Genomic DNA, 14,886 nt, shown 5'->3' on the forward strand with positions numbered 1-14,886 from the left:
TTCGGACGCCCCGGGGCCCCCGATGATGACGAGGAGGCCACCGCCGTACGAGGATGTCCGCATGTCAGACACTTCGAGCAGCGCGCTGCCCCGTCAGGTCGCCGACGCCTACGTCGACGCCATCATCGAACTCGACCCCATCACGGGCACCTATCTGGGTGTGTCCGAAAGCTCGCGTCGGCTGCCCGACTTCTCCCCCGCGGGTCAGGCGGCGGGCGCCGACCTCATCCGCGCGACGCTGCGGGAGCTGGACGCCGCCGAGCTGCGTCCCGGTGCGGACAGCGCATCCGAACGGCGCTGCGGACGCCTCCTGCGGGAGCGCCTGACGGCGGAACTCGCCGTGCACGAGGCCGAGGAGGGACTGCGGACGGTCTCCAACCTGCAGTCGCCGGCTCACAGCATCACCGAGGTCTTCACCCTCACGCCGACCGCGACGGACGAGGACTGGGCGGCGGTCGTGGAACGGCTGCGCGCGGTGCCCGCCGCGCACGAGGGGTACCGCGCCTCGCTCGCGCTCGGCCTGGAGCGCAAGCTGTACGGCGGTCCCCGCGCGACCGCCACGTTCGTCGGTCAGCTCACGGAGTGGGGCGGGGAAGGCGAGGGCACGGCGTTCTTCGCGGAGTTCGTCGCACCCGGCCCCGCGTCGCTGCGGGCGGAGCTGGACGAGGCCGCAGGGCTGGCGACGGCCTCGGTCCTCTCCCTGCGCGACTGGGTGCGCGACGTGTACGCCCCGGGCATCGAGGGGGCGCCCGACCCGGTGGGCCGGGAGCGCTACGCCCGCTGGTCGCGGCTGTACAACGGCACCGACCTGGATCTCGACGAGGCGTACGCGTACGGCTGGTCGGAATACCACCGGCTGCTCGCCGAGATGAGGACCGAGGCCGAGAAGATCCTGCCCGGAGCCGGCCCCTGGGAGGCGCTCGCCCACCTCGACGTGCACGGCAAGCACATCGAGGGCGTGGACGAGGTCCGCGAGTGGCTTCAGGGTCTGATGGACGAGGCGATCGAGGCGCTGGACGGCACGCACTTCGACCTCGCCGAGCGGGTCCGGAAGGTGGAGTCCCGCATCGCGCCGCCCGGCGGGGCCGCCGCGCCGTACTACACCGGCCCCTCCGAGGACTTCTCCCGCCCCGGGCGCACCTGGCTGCCCACCATGGGCGAGACCCGCTTCCCGGTGTACGACCTGGTCTCGACCTGGTACCACGAGGGCGTTCCCGGCCACCATCTGCAGATCGCCCAGTGGACGCATGTCGCCGACAGCCTCTCCCGTTACCAGGCGTCGATCGGCATGGTCAGCGCGAACGCCGAGGGCTGGGCGCTGTACGCGGAGCGGCTGATGGACGAGTTGGGCTTCCTGCCCGACGCGGAACGGCGGCTCGGCTATCTGGACGCGCAGATGATGCGCGCCTGCCGGGTGATCGTCGACATCGGCATGCACCTGGAGCTGGAGATTCCGGCGGACTCCCCCTTCCACCCGGGCGGGCGCTGGACACCCGATCTGGCCCAGGAGTTCTTCGGCAACCACAGCGGCCGTCCCGCCGACTTCGTGGAGAGCGAACTGACCCGCTATCTGTCGATGCCGGGCCAGGCCATCGGCTACAAGCTTGGGGAGCGCGCCTGGCTTCTCGGCCGGGAGAACGCGCGCGCCGCGCACGGTGACGACTTCGACCTGAAGGCCTGGCACATGGCGGCGCTCTCCCAGGGGTCGCTGGGCCTGGACGATCTGGTGGACGAGCTGTCGCGGCTCTGATCGGGAAAAGAGAGGAAAGAGGGGCAGCGCGTCATGAACGGCATGAGCGAGCGGAACGGATTCCTTTTCTGCGCCGACCCGTTGCGGCTCTCGCGGCCCGATCCGCAGTTCGCCGGCGAGCTCGCGGCGGCGCGTGCGACCGGCGGGCGGATCGCGCTGCTCGATCATGACGCGCTGCTCGCGGGGGACGCGGCCGGGGCGGTGGCCCGGGTCACGCGGGACTCCGGACCGTACTGGTACCGGGGCTGGATGATCCCCTCCGCCCGGTACGCGGAGCTGGAGGCCGCGCTCGGCGCCCGGGGCTGCACCCTGCTCACCGGCGCCACCGGCTATCGGCGGGCACATGAACTCCCCGGCTGGTACGAGGAGTTCGCGGGGCTCACGCCGCGCAGCGTCTGGTGCGCCACGGCTCCGGGGGCGCCGCCGCCCACCGCCGACGAGCTGGCCGGGCTCGCGGCGCCCCTGGGGCCGGGGCCCGGCATCGTGAAGGACTTCGTCAAGTCCCGCAAGCACGAGTGGCACGAGGCGTGTTACGTACCGGAGCTGGCGGACGCGGAGCAACTGGCCTCCGTGGTCGGCAGGTTCGTCGAGCTTCAGGGCACCTTCCTCTCGGGTGGCCTGGTGCTGCGGTCCTTCGAACCGTTCGTCGCGGGCGGCGAGGCGCGGGTGTGGTGGGTGGACGGGGAGGCGGTGCTCGTCACCGCCCACCCCGACACCCCGGGCGCGGTGTCCGTTCCCGAACCGGCCTTCCCGCGGGAGGCCGTGGGCCGCCTCGGGCTGCGCTGGGTCACCACCGACCTGGCGTTGCGCGAGGACGGGGTCTGGCGGGTGGTGGAGGTCGGCGACGGCCAGGTCAGCGGAGTTCCCGCCGGGGCGGAGGCCGGGGTCCTGTTCGCCGCGCTGGCGGCCGTCGCCCCGCGCTGACGTCCGCCCGGGTCCCGATGGTCAGCAGCCGCAGTCGGCGGCGTCGGCCGGCGCGGTGAGCGGGTCGGCGCCGCGCCGCTCGACGCCCTCCCGGGTCTCGAAGGCGAATCCCTCGCGCACCCAGTACTCGAATCCGCCGAGCATCTCCTTCACCTGGTAACCCAGTTGGGCGAGGGCCAGGGCCGCGCGGGTAGCCCCGTTACAGCCCGGCCCCCAGCAGTACGTGATGACGGGGACGGCCGGGTCCAGCAGTGCCGCCGCCCGCTCGGGGATCAGCGCGGTGGGCAGGTGCACCGCGCCTGGCACGTGCCCCTGGTCCCAGGACGCGGTGGAGCGGCTGTCCAGGACGACGAACCCGGGATCGCCGTCGGCGGCCGGCGTGGCGGCGACGTCGGAGACGTCGGCGTGGAAGGCGAGCGAAGCGCCGAAGTAGGCCGCCGCAGCGGCGGGAGAAGCGGGCGCGACGCGCAGGACGGGGTGGTCGGCCGTGGCCGTGATGTGCGAGGTCATGACCATGAATCTATGACCGCCGAACCGGACCGGGAAGTGAGATCCCCCGGCACTCCTCTTGATTCGCCGGGGATTTCCCTGTTGTCTCGGCCGAGTGACCGACTATTCCCCCGACGCCATCGACTGGCGCATCCTCGACGTCCTCCAGCGTGACGGCCGGGCCACTTTCGCCGAGCTCGCACGTGCCGTCGCCATGTCCCCGAGCGCCGTGACGGAGCGGGTGCGCCGGCTGGAGGAGCTGGGGGTGATCAGCGGGTACGCGGCGGTGGTCGACGCCGAGCGGCTCGGGCTGCCCCTTCTCGCCCTGGTGCGCCTGCGCTACCCGAACGGGAACTACAAGCCCTTCCACGACCTTCTGGAGACCACGCCGGAGATCATCGAGGCCCACCACGTCACGGGCGAGGACTGTTTCGTCCTCAAGGTCACGGCCCGTTCGATGAGGCATCTGGAGGAGACCACCGGGCGGATCGGCGCGCTGGGCTCCGTCACCACCAGCGTCGTGTACTCCTCGCCGCTCCCCCGCCGGGCGATCGGCCGCTGACCCGGCGGGGCGTCCGCGGGAACGTCCGGTCACAGGCAGTGCCTGGCGGGCGTGCCGGTCACAGGCGGTGGCGGACGGAGGAGCCCTGACGCTCCTTCACCACTTCCAGCCGGACCGGGATCCGGCGGCGCAGATCGGCCACATGGCTGACGATGCCGACGCTGCGGTCCCGCTCCCGCAGGGAGTCCAGCACGTCGAGCACCTCGTCCAGGGTCTGGTCGTCGAGGCTGCCGAACCCCTCGTCGATGAAGAGGGTGTCCAGGCGTACACCGCCGGCCTCCTCGGTCACGACGTCGGCGAGGCCCAGCGCGAGGGCAAGCGAGGCGAAGAACGTCTCCCCGCCGGAGAGCGTCGCGGTGTCCCGTTCGCTGCCGGTCCAGGCGTCGACCACATGCAGCCCGAGCCCTGCTCTGCGCCCGCCGGTGCGGGCGTCGGAGTGGACCAGGGTGTAGCGGCCGGACGACATCCGCCGAAGCCGTGCGGTGGCGGCGGATGCCACCTGTTCGAGGCGGGCGGCCAGCACGTACGCCTCCAGGCGCATCTTGCGCTCGTTGTCGGCGGAGGTGCCCGCCGCCAAGCCCGCGAGCCGGGCGATCCGCTCGTACTCCTGGCGGACCGGGCCCAGCCGCCGCACCTCGTCGGCGGCCTCACCGGAGAGTCGGGCCAGCTCCCCGCAGCGCTGGTCGGCGGCGGCGAGTGCGGAGGACGCCTCGCGCGACAGCCACTCCGCCGTCTCGAACTCGCCCTGTGCGGAGATTGGTTGAGCTGGGGGCTGCTCGGCGGCCTCGCGGGCGTCGCGTTCGGCGCGGCGGTCGGCGACCGCGGCGGCCTCGGCCTGCCAGGCGTCGACGCGGTGCTGGAGGTCGCGTTGGGCGGCGGCGTCGAGGAGGGTCTCCGCGGCGGCCTCCGGGGTGTCGAAGCCGGCCCGGAACGCCGCGTCGGAGAGCCGGCCGTCGGCCTCCTTGCGCCGCCGGCCCGTCTCCTGTTCGGCGCGGACCGCGTCGGCGGCCTCCGCGAGCAGCGCCACCCGGCGGGTGAGGCGTTCCGCGTACGCGGCGACGGACCCGGACTCGCCCCGGACCATGGCGAGTTCGTCTCTCAGCACGGCCTGCTCGCGGTCGAGCGCCTCCCGCCGGGACGTACGGGCGGCGGCCCGGCGCTCGGCCTCCTGCCGGAGTTCGAGGCGCCCGAGGTGCTCGCGCTCCGCGGCGTCGAGTGCCTCGCGGGCGGCGTGCGTCCCGGCGGCGAGGCGGTGTTCCTCGGCATGCTCGGCAGCCAACCGGTCTACGGTGTCGCGGAGTTCGTCGACGGACGGGCCGGGGTCCCCCTGCGCTTCGTCGTCGCCCGCGGCGGCCGCCGATCCATCCGCGTCGCGGGCCTCCGCGTGTGCGGCGGCGTGGCGTTCGTGAACGAGCCCGAGGGCCTGCTCGGCGCGGGCGCGGGTGTCCTCGGCGTGCCGGTGGGCGGTGAGGGCCCTCTCCTCGGTGGCCCGGTCGACGTGGCCGTCGCCCTCGGTGGCGGGGGCCGGGTGCTCGGCGGAGCCGCAGACGGTGCAGGGCGCGCCGTCGACGAGTCCGGCGGCCAGCTCCGCCGCGATGTCCCGCAGCCGGCGCTCCCGCAGCCCGAGCCAGGCCTCATGGGCGTCGAGGGCGCGTTCGCGGGCCTCGGCCAGCGTCTGCCGGGCGGCCAGGACCTCGTCGGCCAGCGCGTCGCGGCGGCGGGCGGCCTCCAGCCTGCGGCGGGCCGGGGCGAGGAGTCCGGCGAGCTGTTCGGCGCGGGTCGCGGCCTCCTGCGCCGTCGCGATGCGTTCCCTGAGTCCGGCGTGGACGGCGTCCCAGCCCGCCAGCCAGGCGTCCGCGTCGCGGACGGTCGCGTCGCCGGCCCGGGACTCGCGCTCCAGCCGGTCCCGTTCCTCGTCGATCGCCGCGCTGCGCGCCTCGGCCCGGCGGGCCGACTCCAGGCCGCCCAGCTCCTGCCGGAACCGGCGCTCCAGCTCGGTGAGCCGGTCGGGGCCCGCGTCGGCGAGGTCGGGCGGCAGCTGTGCCCTGGCCCGGTCGAGGGCGTCGCCCGCCCGGCGGTGGGCGAGCTCCGCCTCCTCGCGCAGCTCCAGTGCGGGGGCGACCCGGTCCGCCTTGCGGGCGCGTTCCAGCTGTTCCTGGCAGCGGTCGTGTTCGGGCCGGCGCTCTTCCAGGGCCGCGGCGCGCCGCACGGTCTCCTCGTACCGCTGCTGGAGGCGGGCGAGTTCGCGCTCGGTGTCCAGGGCGTGGCGGGCCGCGCGCTGTCGGCCCTCGGCCCCGGTCAGGACGCAGTGGGCGATGCCGAGCCGTTCGCGGGCCGTGGACCGGGCGATGGCGGCCCACTCCAGAACGGATTCGGCGAGACCGGGTTCGCCGGGCCGGGCGGCGATCGGCGTGGCCTCGGCCCCTACGGGTCCGGCCGCCTGGGCGATGCGCTGGGCGAGGGCGAGGATCCACTCGTCGGCGGCGGTGACCCTGGCCTCGGCGCCCCGGCGCAGTTCGGCGAGGCGTTCCTCGACGGCGGCGAAACGGCGGGTGTCGAAGAGCCGGCCGAGGAGCTTGCCGCGGGCTTCGGCGTCCGCGCGCAGGAAGCGGGCGAAATCTCCCTGCGGCAACAGCACCACCTGGCAGAACTGGTCCCGGCTCATGCCGATGAGCTGGGTCAGCTCCTCGCCGATCTCCTGGTGGGACTTGCTGAGCGCCTGCCAGCCGCGCTCGGGGTCATGTCCGCGCAGCCGGCTCTGGGCCTTCTCCATGGTGAAGCCGTCGCCGCGCTTCTTCGGGCGAGGCTGGGCGGGGCTGCGGGTGACTTCGAGGCGCCGGCCGCCGACGGTCAGTTCCAGCTGGACCTCGGTGGGCAGGTCCGCCGGGGCGTGGTCGCTGCGCAGGGAGGCGCCGGGGCTCTGCCGGGCGCCGGGGACGGTCCCGTACAGGGCGAAGCAGACGGCGTCCAGGACGGAGGTCTTCCCGGCGCCGGTGGGGCCGTGGAGCAGGAAGAGGCCTGCGGAGGAGAGGGCGTCGAAGTCGACTTCCTGGGTGGCGCCGAACGGGCCGAAGGCGGTGATGCTCAGGCGGTGCAGTCTCACCGGGACACCTCGCGCACGGTCTCGTCCACCCGTACGTCGTCGAACGCGGCCCGCAGCACGGTGCGTTCGAGGTCGTTCGGGCCGCTGCCGCCGCGGACGTGAGCGACGAAGTCCTCGGCGATCTGGTGGTCGTCGCGGCCCTGGAGGCGCTGGGCGTAGGACGCCCCCGGGTCGTCCGGCGGCCGCTCGGGGTCGAAGACGAGGCTGAGCGTGTGCGGGAAGCGCCGGGCGAGGCGGGCCATGGGTTCGGCGGGGCGCACCGGGTCGGTGAGGGTGGCCTCGACCCAGGCGTGCTCGTGGCGGTCCAGGGCGGGGTCCTCCAGGAGGGTGTCGAGCCGGCCGCGGAGCCGGGCGAGGGGCCGCTCCACGGGGCAGTCGATCCGTTCCTCGGCCGCGATGTCCCCGTCGCCGTCGAGGTCGATGAGCCACATGGTCTTGCGGTGGTCGGCCTCGGAGAAGGAGTAGGCGAGCGGGGAGCCGGAGTAGCGGACGCGGCTCGTGACCCGCTGGGAGCCGTGGAGATGGCCGAGGGCCACGTAGCCGACGCCGTCGAAGACCCCGGCCGGAACCGCCGCGACCCCGCCGACGGTGATGTCGCGTTCGCTGTCGCTGGGCTCCCCGCCCGCCACGAAGGCGTGCGCGAGGACGACGGAGCGGGTGCCCTTCGGGCGGGTGGCGAGGTCGGCGCGGACCCGGTCCATCGCGGCGGTGAGGACCGCCTCGTGGCCGGCCCCGGCCGCCCGGAGGGTGTCCTTGACCAGGGCCGGTTCCAGGTAGGGCAGCCCGTAGAACGCCACGTCGCCGTGGTCGTCGGTGAGCACGACGGGGGTGGCGCAGTTCTCCGGGTCGGTCCGCAGGTGGATCCCGGCCCGCTCGAAGAGCCCGGCGCCGACGCCGAGCCGGCGGGCCGAGTCGTGGTTGCCGGAGATCATGACGGTGGGGACGCCGGCGGCGGCGAGCCGGTGCAGCGCGGTGTCGAACAGTTCGACGGCGGTGAGCGGCGGGACGGCCCGGTCGTAGACGTCGCCCGCGACGAGGACGACGTCGACCTCGCGTTCCCGGACGGTCGCCACGAGCCGGTCGAGGTAGGCGGCCTGGGCGTCGAGGAGGGAGACGCGGTGGAAGGACCGGCCCAGGTGCCAGTCCGAGGTGTGCAGGATCCTCACGCCAACACTCCAGCGGATCCGGCCGGCATCGTCACTCCGCCGGTTCGGGCCTGCCCCGCCACCCCGCCCGTCGCGGGCCGCTTCGTCACTGTGCCGGTTCCGGCCTGCATCGTCGTCCTCCACCCCGTGGGCCGCGCACCGCCGGCCCGTGATCCCGCTCGGCACCGACCACGCTAACGCCGCCGGGCCGCCGAACCCGCATCGATCATGATTTTGGCGTCCGTGGGATTGCCCTCATCGCGCGCGTTCGCACCTCGACGTCGTCACACGTCGCCGTACGCCTCGCCGCCCAGCTCCAGCACGGCGGTCCCCGAGGTCGCGTCGGCCAGCCAGGCGGTGAACGCCTCGACGTCGCCGTCCGGCAGCCCGATGCCGATGGTGACGGCTTCGGCGTACCGCACCTCGCGGACGTCCCGCCCGGTGGCCCGCAGGTCGTTCTCCAGCTTTCCGGCCCGTTGGTGGTCGACCCGGATCGTGGCGAGCCGGAAGCGCTGCCGGGTGATGGTGCCGAGCGCGTCGAGGGCTTCGCCGACCACTCCCCCGTACGCCCGGATCAGCCCGCCCGCGCCGAGTTTGACCCCGCCGTAGTAGCGGGTGACGACCGCCACGGTGTACCGCACCTCCCGCCGCATGAGCATCTGGAGCATCGGAACACCCGCGGTCCCGCCGGGTTCGCCGTCGTCGCTCGCCTTCTGTACGGAGGCGTCGGCGCCGATCACGTACGCGAAGCAGTTGTGGGAGGCGGCCGGGTGCTCCTTGCGGACGCGGGCGACGAAGTCCTGCGCTTCCTGTTCGGTGGCGGCGGGGGCGAGGGAGCAGAGGAAACGGGATCGGTTGATCTCGCTCTCGTGCACACCCGCGCGGGCGACGGTCCGGTACTGCTCCTGCATCCGTCCACCCTATGCGCCGCCGGGAGGACGGGTTCCGGCGGGAATGAGCGGGCGGGGGTCGTCGGTTGTCCCGGCATGAACGCAGACGGCACAGCGGACGACACAGACGACACGTACGCGGACCCCGCGACGATCAGGCGGATCCTCCAGGGCACGGGCGACACCTGGGCGGTGGTGGGCCTGTCCGGCAACCGCTCCCGGGCGGCCTTCGGTGTGGCGGAGGTCCTTCAGCGGTTCGGCAAGCGGGTGGTGCCCGTGCACCCGAAGGCCGAGACGGTGCACGGGGAGCAGGGGTACGCCTCGCTCGCGGACATCCCCTTCCCCGTCGACGTGGTGGACGTGTTCGTCAACAGCGAGCTGGCGGGCGGGGTCGCGGACGAGGCGGTGGCGGTGGGCGCGAAGGCGGTGTGGTTCCAGCTCGGCGTCGTGGATCCGGACGCCTTCGGGCGGACCCGCGCGGCGGGGCTGGACATGGTGATGGACCGGTGCCCGGCTATCGAGATCCCGCGGCTGGGCGGGCCCGCCTGAGCGGACCGGGTGTGCGGGACGCCCCGGGACGGGAAGAATCTCCGCCGTGGACGACCTACTCGACGCAGATGTGCTCGACCGGGCCCGGAGGACGACGGCCGCTCTGACCGCGCTGGGCGTACGGCACGGCGATGTGCTCCTGGTGCACGCCTCGCTGCGCTCGCTCGGACCGGTGGCGGACGGTGCGCGGGGCGTGCTGGGCGCGCTGCGCCGGGCCGTGGGGCCGGAGGGGACCCTGGTCGTCCCCTCCTTCACGCCGGAGAACTCCGACACCTCACCGCACTACCGCGCGCGGGTACGGCGCCTGGACGCGGCGGCCGTCGACGCCGTGCGGGCCTCGATGGAGCCGTACGACCCGTCGCTGACCCCCGCGCCGTCGATGGGCGCGCTGGCCGAGACCGTACGGACGGCTCCGGGTGCCGGGCGCAGCGCGCATCCGCAGACCTCGTTCGCCGCGCTCGGTCCGCAAGCGGCGCGGCTGCTCGCCGGGCACCGGGCCGACTGCCATCTCGGGGAGGACTCGCCGCTCGCCCGGCTGTACGAGGCGGATGCCCGGATTCTGCTGCTCGGCACCGGCTACGCCACGTGTACGGCGTTCCACCTGGGCGAGTACCGGATGCCCGGTCCGCCGCGCCGCAGCTACCGCTGTGTGGTGACGTCGCGGGGGGTGCGCCGGTGGTGGGAGTACGAGGATGTCGCCCTGGACGACGGGGACTTCGCCGCCCTGGGAGCGGCGTTCGAGGAGGTCGCGGCGGACGGTGCCGTACGCACGGGACGCGTGGGCGCGGCCGACTGCCGGCTCGTCCGGCTGCGCCGCGCCGTCGACTTCGCCACGCTCTGGCTCACGGAGCACCGGGCGACCGAGCGCTGACCCGGTCGCCCGGAGGGGAGTGGGCACGCCCCGGAAGGAGGTGTCAGACGCCGAGGCCCTCGACGAGGACGGCGCCCGGAAGGGCGGCGAGCGCCTTGCCGGGGACGATGAGCTTGCCGCGTCGGCTGCCGCTGCCGATCAGGACCCACTCCTCGTCCACCACGGCGGGGTCCAGCAGGAGGGGCCAGGCGGCGGGCAGGCCGATCGGGGTGATGCCGCCGTACTCCATGCCGCTCTCGCCGATCGCCGTGTCCATCGACGCGAACGAGGCCTTGCGGGCGCCGAGGTGTTTGCGGACCGCGCCGTTGACGTCGACCCGGGTGCGGGAGAGCACCACGCAGGCGGCGAGGGTGACGTCCTGGCCGCGCTTGCCCGCCACGACGACGCAGTTGGCCGAGGTGTCCAGCAGTTCCACGCCGTAGTGCTCGGCGAAGACCGCGGTGTCCGCGACGGCCGGGTCGCTGTCGACGTGGATGATCTGCTCGGCGGTGAACTCGCCCCAGCCGGCGGTCAGGGCCGTGACGACGGGGGCGGGGAGCAGGTCGAGCCGTTCCGCAGCGGGAGCGGCGTCCTCGAAGGTGCCGATGGGTGCGCGCATGGCGCTCACGCTAACAGCGGTGGGGACGGGTCCGTCCGGGCGTCTCAGCGGACGGGCGGGATGGCGACGGCCATGGTGAACACGGCCGGTTCGTCGCCCTCGTTGCGGTAGCCGTGCGGCACGTGCGCCTCGAAGGTGGCGGAGGTCCCGGCGGGGACGGGATGGGTGCGGCCGTCGACGAGGAGGGTCAGTTCGCCCTCGGTCGCGTGGAGGAGTTCGACGGTGCCCTCGGGGTGCGGGTCGGAGGTGGTGCCCTCCCCCGGCATCAGCCGGCAGGTCCACAGTTCGAGCGGGCCGCGGGCCTCGGCGCCGACGAGCAGCGTGGTGGAGCTGCCCGCCTCGGTGGACCACATGCGGACGGCCCGGCTCTCCGGGACCAGCCGGACCTGGGCGCCCTGCTCGTGGTCGAGGAGGGTGGTGATGCTGACGCCGAGCGCGTCGGCCAGTTTGACGGTGGTGCCGACGCTCGGGTTCGTCCGCGCCTGCTCGATCTGGATGATCATCCCGCGGCTGACCCCGGCGCGGGCCGCGAGGGCGTCGAGGGTGAAGCCGCGCTCCCCCCGCCAGCGCTTGAGGTTGCGGGCCAGCGACTGGGTGAGCTGGTCGAGGTCGGACACGTACCGTCCCTGCGGTGGATGGCGGAGTGCGGGTGGCGGAGTGCGGCGTACGGGGCGCGGCGTGCTGAGTCGCGTACGGCGCATGCCGGGGTCAAGAATATTGCACCGCCGTACGGTGCGCTCCCGCGTCCGGCGGGCTGTACGCCACCACCGCCCTACGGCGTTTCGCGTGGCTCGTCCAGCTCCGCGAGGGCCAGCAACTGTTCGGGCGTGACGCCCTCGGGGATCGGCACGGGCGCCGGTGTGCGCAGGGGCGGCTGCCAGCCCTTCTCCGGGTCCCAGCTGCGGACGACGCGGGCGGGGGCCCCCGCGACCACGGCGTGGTCGGGGACCTCGCCCCGGACGACCGCGCCGGCGGCGACCACGACGTTCCGGCCGAGCCGGGCGCCGGGCAGGATCACCGCGCCCGTGCCGATCCAGCAGCCGGGCCCGATGGCCACCGGTTCCATCCGGGGCCACTGCTTGCCCACGGGCTCGTGCGGGTCGTCGTAGCTGTGGTTGGTCGAGGTGATGTAGACGTACGGGCCGCAGTAGGTGTCGGGGCCGATCGTCACCGTGGTGTCCGCGATCACATGGCTGCCGCGCCCCAGCACCACGCCGTCGCCCAGGGTGAGAACGGTGTCGGGGCCGAGGTCCAGGTCCGGCATCATCCCGGCCGTCAGCGTGACCTGCTCGCCGATGACGCAGTGCGCGCCGAGCTCGATCCACGGCTCCCCGAACACGGTCCCCTGCGGGAAGGCGAGCCGGGTCCCCGTGCCGATCGCGCGAAACCTCAGCCGCCCGGGGTGCTCGGCGGTGACCGCGCCCGCCCGCTGTGCCCAGGCCCAGCCGAGGTGGACCGCGCGGGAGGCGGCGCGGCGCGGGAGGCGGGCGAGGAAGGAGAACGCGTTTCGGTTCTTCGGCACGCGCTCACGGTAGTCGGCGGCGTGGTGGGCGATCCGTGCGATGACCTGTGATGTTCGCCCCACCGGACGCTGTGCTCGGGGAGTCGTCCCCTACCGTGTGAGTCGGCCGGGTCCGGCGGATCCGACGATTCGGCGGGAAGGCCCAGGAGCACCACACCGGCGCGAAGGAGCAGGCGATGGCGGAGCAGGCGTTGATCACGGGCATGGGCGGCAAGGAGCCGGACATCGACGTGGACGCGTTCGTGGCCCCGACCTCCGTGGTGATCGGCGAGGTGACGCTCGCCCCGGGCTCCAGCGTCTGGTACCAGGCCGTGCTGCGGGCCGACTGCGGTCCCATCACGCTCGGCGCCGACAGCAACATCCAGGACAACTGCAGCGTGCACACCGACCCCGGGTTCCCGCTCACCGTGGGCGCCCGGGTCTCGGTCGGCCACAACGCGGTGCTGCACGGCTGTGTGATCGAGGACGACGTGCTGGTGGGGATGGGCGCCACGGTGCTCAACGGCGCGCACATCGGGGCGGGTTCGCTGGTCGCGGCGCAGGCCCTCGTGCCGCAGGGGATGCGGGTGCCGCCGGGCTCGCTCGTCGCGGGGGTACCCGCGAAGGTGAAGCGTCCCCTGACCGTCGAGGAGCTGGAGGGGATCCGCTTCAACGCGGCCGGGTACGTGGAGCTGGCGAAGGCCCACCGCGAGGCGCACGGGGGCTGACGCCCGGAATCCGGCCGGAGCGCACCCGGGCCGCCGCCCCTCCCCGAACGGGAGGAACGGCGGCCCGGGTGCGTACGGCGGGTCTCAGCTGTTGGGGCGCAGGGTCCACACGACGGTCATCTCGCCGGTGACCGCGCCGTCCGCACGCCGGATCTCGATGGCGACGGGGAATTCCGGCCGCTGTCCGGCGTCCAGCTCGGCGATGACGTCGGCTATGGGGCGGCCGAGGGTCGCGGTCGCCGTGACCTCGCCCTTGGCGAGCTTCTTGTAGCCGATCTCGGCCTTCACGGCGAGCGGCACGGCGCGCGACATCTGGTCGCCGAAGGCGGCGATGACGATGGCGCCGCTGGCGGACTCGGCGAGCGTGAACATCGCTCCGGCGTGGGGTCCGCCGAGGTGGTTGTGGTAGTCCGCCTGGTCGGGCAGCCGGACGACGGCGCGCTCCGGGGTCGTCTCCAGGAAGTCGAGGTTGAGGGTCCGGGCCATCGGGACCGTCGCGACGAGCATCTCGCCCACGGTCATCTGTTCAGCGCTCATACCCGAAGGTTACTCACCAGTAGCGCCGTTTGGCCATCCCCTTGTGACGGCTCTGGGACAGGGCGGCCGTAGAAGTGGCCGGGTGCCCCATCTATGGTTACTGGCCATGTGGCCAGGAACGCAGCCGCCCGGGGGCGAGCAGAACCCGCAGGACCAGAACCAGAACCCGTACCAGCAGCCGGGGTACCAGCAGCCGAATCCCTATCAGCAACCGGGATATCCGCCGCAGGGCCAGCCCACGGAGCCGGGCTACGGATACCCGCAGGGCCAGCCCACGGAGCCGGGCTACGGATACCCGCAGGGCCCGCCCGCCGGGCAGCCCGGGTACCAGCAGCCCCATCCCTACCAGCAGCCGACGGTGCCGCAGTACGCCGTCCCGGGTCCGCCCGGCGGGCCGAAGCCCGGCGACGACAAGAAGAAGACGACGATCGTGGCGATCGTCGCGGCGACCGCCGTCGTGGTCGCGGCGGGCGTCACCGGTTTCCTCGTGCTCGGCAAGGACGACGACGGCGGCAAGACCGTCGCCGACGACAAGAAGTCCGCGTCGCCGAGCGCCAAGCCCAGCGGGACGGACACCGGCTCCGCGCCGCCCGCGGAGAACCCGCGGGGCTCCGACAGCGACCCCAAGCCGGTCGTTCCGGGCTGGAAGGTCGTCACCAACCCCAAGTGGGGCACGCAGTTCGACGTTCCCGGTGACTGGGAGGTCGCGAGTTCGGGGATGTTCTCCGGATTCGAGGACGCCAAGAAGCCCGACGGCCCGCCCGTCGCCGGCTTCTCCGCGCCCGCCTACTACAAGAGCAAGTGGTGCGTCGACGACTCCGACGGGGACGGCAGCCAGGAGGACACCGGGCTGGCCGGCGTCGGGACGAAGGGCGCCCAGGGCGCCAAGAACACCGACGAGGCAGCGACGAACGAGGCAGCCAACTGGGTGTGGGCGGCCTACGCCCAGCTCGATCCCAAGAGCAAGGTCAAGATCGGCAAGCCCAAGGCGTTCACCACGGAGTCGGGTCTCTCCGGCAGCGTCGTCCAGGCCACCGCACTGGGCCTCGCCAACAAGGAGAAGTGCGACAGCGACGGGAAGTCGATCGCCTTCTCCTTCAAGAACTCCAAGGGCGACTACTCGACCTGGGTCCTCTACGCCGCCGCCGGCGTCAAGGACGAACTTCCGGACACCACCATCCAGAAGATCCTGAGCACGGTCCGCCTCTCCGGTCAGCCCACCGGCTGACCCGCCCACCC

Annotated in this window: 15 protein-coding genes; 7 read left to right on the top strand and 8 right to left on the bottom strand. The window is 73.6% G+C overall.

Translation table 11 applies throughout. The features are described 5' to 3' along the window. The first annotated feature begins 61 nt into the window (after window positions 1-61). Entirely contained in the window at window positions 62-1,750 is a 1,689-nt protein-coding gene (locus HET64_RS12705) for a DUF885 domain-containing protein (protein ID WP_215104918.1), read from the top strand. 42 nt (window positions 1,751-1,792) lie between these two features. Further along, window positions 1,793-2,674 (top strand): ATP-grasp domain-containing protein, encoded by an 882-nt coding sequence (locus tag HET64_RS12710; RefSeq protein WP_215104953.1) that lies wholly within the window; start codon window positions 1,793-1,795, stop codon window positions 2,672-2,674. A 21-nt stretch (window positions 2,675-2,695) separates the two neighbouring features. On the opposite strand, the gene HET64_RS12715 is transcribed toward HET64_RS12710, so the two are convergent. After that, a complete protein-coding gene (locus tag HET64_RS12715; protein WP_215104920.1) occupies window positions 2,696-3,190 on the bottom strand; it encodes a rhodanese-like domain-containing protein in 495 nt (164 codons plus the stop codon). An 88-nt stretch (window positions 3,191-3,278) separates the two neighbouring features. Between HET64_RS12715 and HET64_RS12720 the strand changes: the two genes are divergently transcribed. Beyond that, a complete protein-coding gene (locus HET64_RS12720; RefSeq protein ID WP_215104922.1) occupies window positions 3,279-3,725 on the top strand; it encodes an Lrp/AsnC family transcriptional regulator in 447 nt (148 codons plus the stop codon). 58 nt (window positions 3,726-3,783) lie between these two features. Here HET64_RS12720 and HET64_RS12725 read toward each other — a convergent pair whose 3' ends face one another. The 3 genes from HET64_RS12725 to HET64_RS12735 all read right to left on the bottom strand — a co-directional run bounded on the left by HET64_RS12725 (window position 3,784) and on the right by HET64_RS12735 (window position 8,884). Further along, window positions 3,784-6,828: an AAA family ATPase gene (locus tag HET64_RS12725; protein WP_215104923.1), complete on the bottom strand. Its 3,045-nt coding sequence runs from the start codon at window positions 6,826-6,828 to the stop codon at window positions 3,784-3,786. Continuing rightward, complete coding sequence (locus HET64_RS12730; RefSeq protein ID WP_215104930.1) at window positions 6,825-7,994, bottom strand: exonuclease SbcCD subunit D; 1,170 nt, start codon at window positions 7,992-7,994, stop codon at window positions 6,825-6,827. Before HET64_RS12730 ends, HET64_RS12725 begins: the two co-directional genes overlap by 4 nt. 263 nt (window positions 7,995-8,257) lie before the next feature. Then, complete coding sequence (locus HET64_RS12735) at window positions 8,258-8,884, bottom strand: YigZ family protein (protein ID WP_215104932.1); 627 nt, start codon at window positions 8,882-8,884, stop codon at window positions 8,258-8,260. A gap of 75 nt (window positions 8,885-8,959) precedes the next feature. On the opposite strand from HET64_RS12735, the gene HET64_RS12740 reads away from it, so the two are divergent. Together HET64_RS12740 and HET64_RS12745 are read left to right on the top strand one after the other, a co-directional pair. Further along, window positions 8,960-9,412: a CoA-binding protein gene (locus HET64_RS12740; protein WP_215104934.1), complete on the top strand. Its 453-nt coding sequence runs from the start codon at window positions 8,960-8,962 to the stop codon at window positions 9,410-9,412. A 46-nt stretch (window positions 9,413-9,458) separates the two neighbouring features. Then, window positions 9,459-10,283 (top strand): aminoglycoside N(3)-acetyltransferase, encoded by an 825-nt coding sequence (locus HET64_RS12745; protein ID WP_215104936.1) that lies wholly within the window; start codon window positions 9,459-9,461, stop codon window positions 10,281-10,283. Between the two features lie 43 nt (window positions 10,284-10,326). Here HET64_RS12745 and HET64_RS12750 read toward each other — a convergent pair whose 3' ends face one another. From HET64_RS12750 to HET64_RS12760, 3 genes are all read right to left on the bottom strand, one after another. After that, window positions 10,327-10,881 (bottom strand): YbaK/EbsC family protein, encoded by a 555-nt coding sequence (locus tag HET64_RS12750; RefSeq protein WP_215104939.1) that lies wholly within the window; start codon window positions 10,879-10,881, stop codon window positions 10,327-10,329. A gap of 44 nt (window positions 10,882-10,925) precedes the next feature. After that, window positions 10,926-11,498, bottom strand: coding sequence for a helix-turn-helix domain-containing protein (locus HET64_RS12755; protein WP_215104941.1), 573 nt, complete (start codon window positions 11,496-11,498; stop codon window positions 10,926-10,928). A gap of 155 nt (window positions 11,499-11,653) precedes the next feature. Continuing rightward, complete coding sequence (locus HET64_RS12760) at window positions 11,654-12,403, bottom strand: acyltransferase (protein WP_215104943.1); 750 nt, start codon at window positions 12,401-12,403, stop codon at window positions 11,654-11,656. Between the two features lie 176 nt (window positions 12,404-12,579). Here HET64_RS12760 and HET64_RS12765 point away from each other — a divergent pair, with 176 nt between their 5' ends. Further along, the gene (locus HET64_RS12765; protein ID WP_215104945.1) at window positions 12,580-13,110 is read left to right on the top strand and encodes a gamma carbonic anhydrase family protein; all 531 of its coding nucleotides are present in this window, start codon (window positions 12,580-12,582) and stop codon (window positions 13,108-13,110) included. Window positions 13,111-13,194: 84 nt separating this feature from the next. On the opposite strand, the gene HET64_RS12770 is transcribed toward HET64_RS12765, so the two are convergent. Further along, window positions 13,195-13,632 (bottom strand): DUF4442 domain-containing protein, encoded by a 438-nt coding sequence (locus tag HET64_RS12770; RefSeq protein ID WP_215104955.1) that lies wholly within the window; start codon window positions 13,630-13,632, stop codon window positions 13,195-13,197. A gap of 121 nt (window positions 13,633-13,753) precedes the next feature. Here HET64_RS12770 and HET64_RS12775 point away from each other — a divergent pair, with 121 nt between their 5' ends. Further along, complete coding sequence (locus HET64_RS12775; RefSeq protein WP_215104947.1) at window positions 13,754-14,875, top strand: hypothetical protein; 1,122 nt, start codon at window positions 13,754-13,756, stop codon at window positions 14,873-14,875. The last annotated feature ends 11 nt before the right edge of the window (window positions 14,876-14,886 follow it).

This window comes from Streptomyces sp. McG3 (assembly GCF_018619185.1).
In the GTDB taxonomy this organism is placed as follows: Bacteria; Actinomycetota; Actinomycetes; order Streptomycetales; family Streptomycetaceae; genus Streptomyces.

What these genes read in the sequence shown, in the direction of transcription:
- HET64_RS12705 (WP_215104918.1), top strand. Translation starts at nt 62, where the DNA reads ATGTCAGACACTTCGAGCAGCGCGCTGCCCCGTCAGGTCGCCGACGCC.
- HET64_RS12710 (WP_215104953.1), top strand. Translation starts at nt 1,793, where the DNA reads ATGAGCGAGCGGAACGGATTCCTTTTCTGCGCCGACCCGTTGCGGCTC.
- HET64_RS12715 (WP_215104920.1), bottom strand. Translation starts at nt 3,190, where the DNA reads ATGGTCATGACCTCGCACATCACGGCCACGGCCGACCACCCCGTCCTG.
- HET64_RS12735 (WP_215104932.1), bottom strand. Translation starts at nt 8,884, where the DNA reads ATGCAGGAGCAGTACCGGACCGTCGCCCGCGCGGGTGTGCACGAGAGC.
- HET64_RS12740 (WP_215104934.1), top strand. Translation starts at nt 8,960, where the DNA reads ATGAACGCAGACGGCACAGCGGACGACACAGACGACACGTACGCGGAC.
- HET64_RS12750 (WP_215104939.1), bottom strand. Translation starts at nt 10,881, where the DNA reads ATGCGCGCACCCATCGGCACCTTCGAGGACGCCGCTCCCGCTGCGGAA.
- HET64_RS12765 (WP_215104945.1), top strand. Translation starts at nt 12,580, where the DNA reads ATGGCGGAGCAGGCGTTGATCACGGGCATGGGCGGCAAGGAGCCGGAC.
- HET64_RS12770 (WP_215104955.1), bottom strand. Translation starts at nt 13,632, where the DNA reads ATGACCGTGGGCGAGATGCTCGTCGCGACGGTCCCGATGGCCCGGACC.
- HET64_RS12775 (WP_215104947.1), top strand. Translation starts at nt 13,754, where the DNA reads ATGTGGCCAGGAACGCAGCCGCCCGGGGGCGAGCAGAACCCGCAGGAC.